At 35.0% G+C, this 7,565-nt stretch carries 5 protein-coding genes and 3 pseudogenes; 5 read left to right on the top strand and 3 right to left on the bottom strand.

Going from position 1 to position 7,565, the window contains the following annotated elements; genetic code table 11:
* Positions 1-277 precede the first annotated feature (277 nt).
* The 3 genes and pseudogenes from ACLOR3_RS06910 to msr(D) form a co-directional block, all read left to right on the top strand.
* Positions 278-921: pseudogene (locus ACLOR3_RS06910) on the top strand (helix-turn-helix transcriptional regulator); the annotation flags it as partial.
* 525 nt (positions 922-1,446) lie between these two features.
* Positions 1,447-2,664 carry a macrolide efflux MFS transporter Mef(A) gene (gene mef(A), locus ACLOR3_RS06905; protein WP_155211706.1) on the top strand — a complete coding sequence of 406 codons (1,218 nt, stop codon included), beginning with the start codon at positions 1,447-1,449 and terminating at the stop codon, positions 2,662-2,664.
* Between the two features lie 125 nt (positions 2,665-2,789).
* Positions 2,790-4,253 (top strand): ABC-F type ribosomal protection protein Msr(D), encoded by a 1,464-nt coding sequence (gene msr(D) / locus ACLOR3_RS06900; protein ID WP_046391445.1) that lies wholly within the window; start codon positions 2,790-2,792, stop codon positions 4,251-4,253.
* Between the two features lie 117 nt (positions 4,254-4,370).
* On the opposite strand, the gene ACLOR3_RS06895 is transcribed toward msr(D), so the two are convergent.
* The 3 genes and pseudogenes from ACLOR3_RS06895 to ACLOR3_RS06885 all read right to left on the bottom strand — a co-directional run.
* Positions 4,371-4,670, bottom strand: coding sequence for a DUF5960 family protein (locus ACLOR3_RS06895; RefSeq protein WP_046391444.1), 300 nt, complete (start codon positions 4,668-4,670; stop codon positions 4,371-4,373).
* Entirely contained in the window at positions 4,657-5,025 is a 369-nt protein-coding gene (locus tag ACLOR3_RS06890; RefSeq protein ID WP_046391443.1) for a hypothetical protein, read from the bottom strand. The genes ACLOR3_RS06895 and ACLOR3_RS06890 overlap by 14 nt, the downstream gene beginning before the upstream one ends.
* Positions 5,022-6,176 (bottom strand): annotated as a pseudogene (locus ACLOR3_RS06885) (DinB/UmuC family translesion DNA polymerase); the annotation flags it as partial. The pseudogene ACLOR3_RS06885 and the gene ACLOR3_RS06890, both read right to left, overlap by 4 nt.
* 171 nt (positions 6,177-6,347) lie before the next feature.
* Between ACLOR3_RS06885 and ACLOR3_RS06880 the strand changes: the two are divergent.
* Together ACLOR3_RS06880 and ACLOR3_RS06875 are read left to right on the top strand one after the other, a co-directional pair.
* Complete coding sequence (locus tag ACLOR3_RS06880; RefSeq protein ID WP_411399836.1) at positions 6,348-6,977, top strand: TetR/AcrR family transcriptional regulator; 630 nt, start codon at positions 6,348-6,350, stop codon at positions 6,975-6,977.
* A gap of 264 nt (positions 6,978-7,241) precedes the next feature.
* A pseudogene (locus tag ACLOR3_RS06875) lies at positions 7,242-7,565 on the top strand (ABC transporter permease); the annotation flags it as partial.

The following is a 7,565-nucleotide window of genomic DNA, read 5'->3' as shown; positions in this document are numbered from 1 at the left end:
CATCTTGAAAAGCCTTGGAGACAAGGCTTTTTAGCTTGGGGTGGGGAAGTATCAGAGTGAGAAAATTTTTAAAGTGGGTAGAAGTGATAGCTAGAAATTATCAGTTTCTATTTCCATTTACCCTTTGGGTACGTGTTTGTTTCCATCGACAAGGAGTTTGTGGGAATAGAAATATACCCACCATCCAAAGTCGTCTAAATGGTTGCTATGGAAATAGTGGTAACAATTGAATATAAACTGTTAGAGATGTTATAATTTTTTTAGAATTGAGTTGAATATGAACAATCAAGAATGCTTACTAACGATTTTTCTGCGTTTGCAGTCAGGTGCTCATCTTTCTAAGTTACGGCTAGCAGATGAGTTTGGAGTTAGTGAAAAAACGATACATAGAGATTTTTCTCTCCTTGGTAGTTTCTTAGAAACGCAAACTACTCTTGCAGCGGAACTTGCATATGATGCAAAATACCATACACGTTATCTAAAAGGAAGATCCTTATTTAATAAAAAGGACATTTTGGTTATATAAAAGATTTTATTAGAAAACCGTTCTTTGAACAAAGAGGAAAATCAGTCTCTAATCGATAGTTTGTTAGCTTTAATTTCTAAAGAGGAACAAAAAGAGGTTTATCAAATTATTGCGAGTGAACTACTAAATTATTCGCCATTATCTGATACTCAAAATCGAATTGATAAAATCTGAGAATGGTCGGAAATGATACGAAAAGAGCTAGTTCTAGATATTCGATATCAATCGCCTTATAATACTGAAAAACAACATACGATTCTTCCCACCTCCTTTACTATGATGCACATTATTTTTATGTTGTGGCATTTAACTTAACATTTGAGTCGTATATGACCCTAAAATTGGATAGAATAATAGATTGGAAAGTATCAAAAGAAAAGAAACCACTGACAAGTAATTACTTTCAAGTACATATAAAGGTTGAAATAGGAGCTGTAAAATGTTATGATAAAAAGAGAAGGTGTATTTAGGTATGGATAATGAAGATAAAACACTTCGTCATAGCCTTCAAATCAGGTTTCGAAATGGAATCATGAGATACATTTGATTATTTTTGTATTGAACACATCGTTTTGTTGTGTTATTCTATAGGTTGATATAAATAAAGATGTAGGAGGAACCGAAACTATGACAGCATCAATGCGTTTAAGATAAGCTGGCAATAAAAAAGGCAGAATCTATCCCAATGATTGGCTTTTTTGTTGTGCTTATTTTTACGATATTGAGCATTCATTAGTTGAGGTGAGGATATAGGTTATTTAACTATACCTTTATTTAACTATGTCTTTAATATGGATGTTTCCAGATTGTATGTATGCAGACCAAAAGCCACATTGTGGATTTTGGCCTGCATTTTTTATTGCCTAGAATGCTGTTCAAAATAGAAATTTAAGCAAAATAATATGCAGGAGATAATATAAATGGAAAAATACAACAATTGGAAACGAAAATTTTATGCAATATGGGCAGGGCAGGCGGTATCTTTAATCACTAGTGCCATCCTGCAAATGGCGATAATTTTTTACCTTACAGAAAAAACAGGATCTGCGATGGTCTTGTCTATGGCTTCACTATTAGGGTTTTTACCCTATGCGGTCTTTGGACCAGCCATTGGTGTATTAGTGGATCGTCATGATAGGAAGAAGATAATGATTGGTGCTGATTTAATTATAGCAGTAGCTGGAGCAGTGCTCGCTATTGTTGCATTGTTTACGGAGTTATCTGTATGGATGGTTATGGTAGTATTGTTTATCCGTAGCATTGGAACGGCTTTTCATTCTCCGGCTCTCAATGCGGTTACGCCGCTTTTAGTACCAGAAGAACAGCTTACGAAATGTGCAGGTTATAGTCAGTCTTTGCAGTCGATAAGCTATATTATTAGTCCGGCGGCCGCAGCATTGTTATACTCCGTTTGGAAACTAAATGCAATTATTGCTATCGATGTATTGGGCGCTGTGATTGCATCTATTACGGTAGCAATTGTAAGTATTCCTAAGCTGGGCGATCAAGTGCAAAGTTTGAAACCAAATTTCTTAAGAGAAATGAAAGAAGGAATTGTCGCATTGAGACAAAACAAAGGCTTATTTGCCTTATTACTCTTAGGAACGCTATATACGTTTGTGTATATGCCAATTAATGCACTATTTCCTTTAATTAGCATGGAATACTTTAATGGAACACCTGTGCATATTTCCATTACCGAAATCGCTTTTGCATCTGGAATGCTAGTAGGCGGTCTACTATTAGGAAGGTTGGGGAACTTTGAAAAGCGTGTATTACTAATAACAGGTTCATTCTTTATAATGGGAGCCAGTTTAGCAGTTTCAGGATTACTTCCTCCAAGTGGATTTGTTATATTTGTAGCTTGCTGTGCAGTAATGGGGCTTTCTGTGCCATTTTATAGCGGTGTGCAAACAGCTCTTTTTCAGGAGAAGATTAAGCCTGAATATTTAGGACGTGTATTTTCTTTGACCGGAAGTATTATGTCATTTGCTATGCCAATTGGATTAATTCTTTCTGGATTCTATGCTGATAGAATTGGTGTAAATCATTGGTTTTTACTATCAGGTATTTTAATTATTGGCATTGCTATAGTTTGCCCAATGATAACAGAGGTTAGAAAATTAGATTTAAAATAAAATAAAATAATATTGGAGGGATATTTATGTATCTTATTTTCATGTAATTCTTCCTGCTAAAATCGCAGGGTTTTCCCTGCGTACAAGCAAATGAAAGCATGCGATTATAGACAGGAGGAAATGTTATGGAATTGATATTAAAAGCAAAAGACATTCGTGTGGAATTCAAAGGACGCGATGTTTTAGATATAAATGAATTAGAAGTATATGATTATGACCGTATTGGTTTAGTAGGAGCAAATGGTGCAGGAAAAAGCACTTTATTTAAGGTACTTTTAGGAGAATTAATTTCCCCAGGATGTAAGATGAATCATCTGGGTGAACTTGCCTATATTCCCCAGTTGGACGAAGTAACTCTGCAGGAGGAAAAAGATTTTGCACTTGTAGGCAAGCTAGGTGTTGAGCAATTAAATATACAGACCATGAGCGGTGGTGAAGAAACAAGGCTTAAAATAGCACAGGCCTTATCGGCACAGGTTCATGGTATTTTAGCGGATGAACCTACGAGCCATTTAGACCGTGAAGGAATTGATTTTCTAATAGGACAGCTAAAATATTTTACAGGTGCACTGTTAGTAATTAGCCATGACCGCTATTTTCTTGATGAAATAGTAGATAAAATATGGGAACTGAAAGATGGCAAAATCACTGAGTATTGGGGAAACTATTCTGATTATCTTCGTCAGAAAGAGGAAGAACGTAAGAGCCAAGCTGCAGAATACGAACAATTTATTGCGGAACGTGCCCGATTGGAAAGGGCTGCGGAGGAAAAGCGAAAACAGGCTCGTAAAATAGAACAGAAGGCAAAAGGTTCTTCAAAGAAAAAAAGTACTGAAGGCGGAGGGCGTTTAGCTCATCAAAAATCAATAGGAAGTAAGGAAAAAAAGATGCATAATGCCGCTAAATCCCTAGAGCACAGGATTGTGGCCTTAGGAAAAGTAGAAGCTCCGGAAGACATTCGCAGAATTCGTTTCAGGCAAAGTAAAGCATTGGAGCTCCATAATCCATACCCTATAGTCGGTGCGGAAATTAATAAAGTATTTGAGGATAAGGCACTGTTTGAAAATGCATCTTTTCAAATTCCGCTAGGAGCAAAAGTGGCGTTAACTGGTGGTAATGGAACCGGAAAAACAACTTTAATCCAAATGATCTTAAACCATGAAGAAGGAATTTCTATTTCACCTAAGGCAAAAATAGGTTACTTTGCACAGAATGGTTACAAGTACAACAGTAATCAGAATGTTATAGAGTTTATGCAGAAGGATTGTGATTACAATATATCAGAAATTCGTTCTGTGCTAGCATCTATGGGGTTCAAACAGAACGATATTGGAAAAAGTTTATCTGTTTTAAGCGGTGGAGAAATTATAAAATTGTTTCTTGCTAAAATGCTCATGGGTAGATATAACATCCTAATAATGGATGAACCCAGTAACTTCCTTGACATACCAAGTTTAGAGGCTTTGGAAATACTAATGAAGGAGTACACCGGAACTATCGTGTTTATCACCCACGATAAACGATTACTCGAAAATGTAGCTGATGTAGTTTATGAAATTAGAGATAAGAAAATAAATCTGAAACATTAAATTTAAGGTAGTCGCTGGTCAGTATAGTCTGTTCTGGCTGGCGACTCCATTGTTAAAGAGTATAAAGACTTTAGATTTTATGAAGTTTAAAAATAGGAACAGTAAATCGAACTGCTCCTATTTTTGTGCTAAGTAAGTTGTTGTATTCTTGTAAGAATATCGGTAGATTAGCGGATTTTCATCTATGGTACTTACCTCAAATATGAAGAAGTGATCGCGGTTATCTTTAGACTTCTCCTTATTCAGGACAAAGTAATTCTTACATGAAGTCGCCATTGTTTTGAGGATATCATCGGTCAGGAAGGTCAATGGAATATTCATGTTGGAGTAGCGGTAGAAGTCACGTTCAAAATCTTGGTAGCTCTCGCTGTAATAGTCCATTTGTAGGTGATTACGCTGAAACTCAAGCTGATTCATAGAGCACCTCCTCTACAAGTTCAATACTAACAATGTCTTTCAATTTCAAATTAATGTGACCTGTTGGAGTTTTTATCAAAATGAAATCTTTATTCAGACTTGGTATTGTTCCAGTATAAGAAACACGCTTGTTTTTTTCAACGACATGAATGCGCGTGTTCAGTTGCCCAGCATAAACTTGACTGAGGAGTAATAATTTCTTCTCCAGTGACAAATCTGACATATACGTTACTTTGTTTGCATCGTCAGTGAGTGCTGATGTATGCTCAGATAGGAAAAAGCCCATCCATTTTTGCATCTTAGTATCCTGGTACTCTCTTGCTGACTGAAATGGCAAGTATGAACGATCAATCATTTTAATCCCTCCAATCCACCAGCGGAATGACCGCCGATAAGTTTACTACGTTCAATATTTCTGGAACCTTCGGTTAGGACGGTTCCTTTTTGAATAGCTAAAAAGCCAAACTGTTCTCTGACAACATCAATTGCTGTCTGAAGTCTATTTTCTTTTTCAATTTGTTCTACATCATCAAAAAGTGACAGTAGAGTAAAGTTTTCATCTACAAAGCCACCATAAGACACACCGATTTGCCTCACTGCACCAGAGGTGTATTTCTTTCGGAATAATTCAAGTACATGACCAACCATTGTTTTTGGAAGATTTGCTGGGTCAATTTTTTTCTGAGCATTAATTGATTTTTTCATCTCAGTCCTAGAATAGCCAATATGGATTGAAACAACAGTAGCTTTCTTATGTGCCGAGCGAAGACGGTTAGCAACTTGATCAGCCATTTCAGCTAATACGATTTCAATTTCTCTTTGGGTTCTGTAATCTCTAGGAAGTACTTGTGAGTTACCCAATCCTCGTGATTTTGGTTTATAGGGTTCATGGACGTTGCTCTCATCAACTCCATTTGCGTGAAACCAAAGCTGAACACCTACTTTACCGAATTCTTTTTTGAGAATATCAGGATTGAAGTTGGCTAATTCTTTGATTGAATGAATACCAAGTTTTTGTAAATGAATCTCGGTTTTACTACCAATCCCCCAAAAGTCTGTTAAATTTGGAATGGCCCATACCTTGGTTTCTACATCTTCGTATGACCAGTTAGCTCTCATTGTAGCAGTTTTCTTAGCTTCATTATCTAGAGCTAGTTTAGCTAGAAGAGGATTGGAATTGCTCATTCCAACAGTTGAGATAATACCTGTTTTACGGTAAATATCTCTCTGAATCATAGCCGAAACATTATCTAACTTATCTTTCCTTGACATTGACTTATCAGAAATAAAGTAAGAGAGTGAGCTAGTAAGGTCAATAAAGCCTTCATCTATCGAATAAGGCAGAATATCATCAGGCGCAGCATAGTCTTGAAAGATATGCTGAATCTCTAGATTCTTCTCAATATATCTGTCCATTCGAGGAGGAACGATGAGTGTACGCTTTGCCCAGTGTTCAATAAACGATTTATACTTTGGTGTTACCTCAATACCCTGTTTCCATGCATGTCGAGTGTGTAGCTCTGCTCGTAAAAGACTAGAACCCCTTGAACAAAAGGGATTATGAAAAGCCTTGGTTTCAAGGCTTTTTGTTTATACTCAAATAAAAAACTTGACATTATTAGTTTCGTCCACTACAATAGAAGTTACATACCGCTGGTATGATAGAAAGGGACTGGAATGGCAAGAAATAGAAACTCACATGAAACTAGAAAAAAAATACTAGAGGTCTCTAAAGATTTATTTTTAGAAAAAGGATTTGATAATACGTCAATACAAGATATCATAGATGGTTTAGGTGGATTAACGAAAGGTGTTATTTATCATCATTTTGAGTCTAAATATGATATTTTGCAAACGATCATTAGCGAAAATAATCAAGAAATTTTTAATTATAATTGGAGAGGAAATACTGGATTAGAAAAAATACAAAATTCTTTGATGGATTCTTTCTCTAATTTTGAACACCAAAGGCTCGTTTACTCTGCTTCGATTATGCTAAGAAGTCCACGCTTATTGGGAGAGCAGTATCTAGGTCTATTTTCTGATTTTTTACCCGAAATTAGAGAAAAAGTTTACGAAGGTGTTGAAGATGGGTCTATTAAAACAGAATATCCAGAAGAGTTAGCAGATTTAATTGTTTTAACTCTAAATATTTGGATTGGTTTTCAAATTTCCGTTTTTTCATTAGTAGAATTAAAGCGCAAAATGAATTTCATTAAACTTACTTTTGAAGGTCTAGGGGTACAGTTAATTTCTGATGAAATGATGGAGGTGATTTTCAACTTATTTGATCACTTAAAAAAATAGTAAATAAGTAGTTGCATGACATGCTTGTTAATACTAATTTCTATCTATGTAATATCAATTGAACGATCTATTTTACATTTTGATACTTAAAAAAATAACATACTTTATGTGTGTTATTAAAATCCTATTTTACATACCATGGGTATGTTTGTTTTTTTAGCACATACATACCAACAGTATGTATCTATGTGCTATTGTATTAAATATTTGTTGAGATTAGTTTGAATAGTTTATTCTTTATTTACACTTCGGAGGAAAGAATCTATGTTGTCGCTTATTAAAATTGAATTAAATAAAGTTTCTAAATCTAAATTATTTTTAGCCTGGTTGTGTACCTTATTTATAGTGTTAGGTATTACAGCAATCATTATTATGGGTTTAGGTACTGACAATAAACTAGGAGAATTCACTGGACAGGATTCTAATGTTATTAGAATTACTGGTAAATGGGAAGGTTGGGCAATTGTAGCTTCATTGTTTTCATCTTTATTTACAAAAGCAGCATTTTTGATTTTCGAATCTTATTTATTATCTACGATTATTATTGATGAATTTAAACGAAGAACAATTTTTCAGTTGTTTTCTTAC

The organism is Streptococcus intestinihominis (genome assembly GCF_046824975.1).
Lineage (GTDB): Bacteria > Bacillota > Bacilli > Lactobacillales > Streptococcaceae > Streptococcus.
Note: the sequence above shows the minus strand (reverse complement) of the source record. Positions and strands in the feature narration are given on the sequence as shown.